This is a genomic window from Candidatus Thermoplasmatota archaeon (assembly GCA_018814355.1).
In the GTDB taxonomy this organism is placed as follows: Archaea; Thermoplasmatota; Thermoplasmata; order UBA10834; family UBA10834; genus COMBO-56-21.
Window position 1 is genome coordinate 1 of sequence record JAHIZT010000058.1, and the last position, 2,078, is coordinate 2,078.

The window sequence follows — 2,078 nt, forward strand, 5'->3', positions numbered from 1 at the left end:
CGCCAGGGACTGCGGTTAGGATTCGCGGCGGCCGCGGATTTCGTTGAGATAGCCTTTGACAACGCCTGGATTGGCGAGACCTTGATGACGGATCAGGAACATAGGGAACACCTCAGTCGCTCAATTGAAGCCGCTCATGCTAGATTCGTGTCTGAGACACGGGGGAGACGGTGGTAACCATTCGTCGCTCGCGACGTCAGATGATCTTGAAGACCTGCAGAACGATGCTCAGCAATGCGATGGCAATGCCAAGAACTGCAAGGATGTTCTTGACTCTGTCTCGGCCGGCATCAGTCGTTTCTGGTTTTGTATCCAACGCAATATAATGACTCGCCGTCTGGCGCGTCTCCTCCGGAATCGCTATGTAGTAGCCCACGAGGAATTCTAACCACTGCTTTGCGGTGACTGCCTCAGGATCTATGCTTTCCCTTAGAGAGAGAAAGTACTCCTTGAACGGTTCGTGGAATCGGCTATCCTGGAGATTCGACCGCTTGTTGACGAAATCCAACTCGATGGGGACCCGGTCTCGATGCCCGTCTGAGCGTACATGTGCCTTCGGCCCTCAGCGGCCCCCGTGATCATGCTGATGTCCTCCACGAGCGCAGGCTCCGCGAGCGCGGACGAGAGCGCGATGTGACTCACGCCGACGTTCTCCGTGTGCTTCAGGACCTCCTCGAAGAGCTTCACGACTGCCTCTCTGTCCGGCCTCATGCTTTTGGCCTTGTACCTCAGGACATCCTCTGCATGCAGAGTGATCTTGTCCCTAGCGGCCACATTGGTCCTGACCTCGTCCAGGATCCTGGCGAGCGGAATGTGCCTCACGGTCCTCATGTTAGGGTTGCAGAACTCGCATCCTCTCCCGCAGCCTCTGCTTATCTCAACAGTCCCGTTTATGGTCGGCGCGCGTATCATGGGTATCTGATCGACTGGCACAGGACCCCCGGTGACATAGCTCGGAAGGTTTTTGCACTCGAGGGCGTCCTTGAAGAGCTGAGGGGCGATGAGCTCACCTTCTCCCTCCACTATGCAGCTGATGCCCAGTTGCTGCCTCACCTCGGCGTTCGTGAGCTGCCACACCCCCGGCCCTCCTACTATGATCGGTGCGTTCGCCGCTCTCGTATTGAGTTCCTCCATCAAGCTCCTGAAGAAGTACTTGGTGTAGCTTTCCTTGTCAAGCAGGCTTGAGAACGTGCTTGAGGCCGGTCCCACGCCCATAGGGTCGGATGAAGTGACGCCTACGACCTTCGTGTCAGAGCCGACCATCTTGGCCAAACGGTCAGGGTGGCATATGACGATGTCTTCGGCTGGTATGCCTGATCTGATGAGTGAAGCCTCAACCTTTCTGAGTCCCGCAGGTGCGTATGCTGCCCTTCCTTCCCGCCTAGGTTGCGCCGGACAGAACAACCTCGTGTAGAGCCACTTGGGCAAGACTCTCGGGAAGCATGCGGCAAATCCGATGAACATGCTTCCGTTGTAGTTCGACATCAGCGTTCTGTCGGCCGTCAGGACGATTCTGTGTCCCATTGACATGTCCCCCCAAGACCTCCTCAACTTACCTTGCTTGGAGCTTTTTGGTGTTTCAATGACCCCTCACGGTGTGAATCCAATCTTGCATCGATCTGAACTCCAGTTGCAGGGTCAGGGACGTCCAGTTTGGCGGACAGTGAGGACGACCTTATCTACAAATCGTTCAACATCCTTTTGATTCTTTGCCCCCGTGATCACCATTTTGGCTGAGACGTAAGAGAAGGAGGGAATTTGACACCGGGTCGAGCCAGACATTCATTCCTGAAATTCAGTCAACCCGAAATTGAGATCCCAGATATTGCGCATTGCACCGAGTCTAATCAACCGCCGGTAGATTCCGGATAACAATCTGGGCCTCCGCACAATGAATTGCCAGGATTCGTTGGAGTACTGACCACATTCTAGATTCGCGTTGCGGCCTTCATCTCCCGTGCATGTTTCTCGATGAGATCAAGTGCTTTGCTCCTGTTCTTTTCTGAGTAGATCGATATCAAGGCCGAGCCTTCGACAACCCCTGAGGCGCCTGCTAGGATCGCCTGGTGAACTTGGTC

2 protein-coding genes are annotated in these 2,078 nt (G+C 55.1%); both read right to left on the reverse strand.

Annotated elements, in window-relative coordinates; all coding sequences use genetic code 11:
- Positions 1-196: 196 nt before the first annotated feature.
- Positions 197-376 (reverse strand): hypothetical protein, encoded by a 180-nt coding sequence (locus KJ653_04300; protein MBU0685054.1) that lies wholly within the window; start codon positions 374-376, stop codon positions 197-199.
- A gap of 53 nt (positions 377-429) precedes the next feature.
- Complete coding sequence (locus KJ653_04305) at positions 430-1,524, reverse strand: hypothetical protein (protein ID MBU0685055.1); 1,095 nt, start codon at positions 1,522-1,524, stop codon at positions 430-432.
- Between the last annotated feature and the right edge of the window lie 554 nt (positions 1,525-2,078).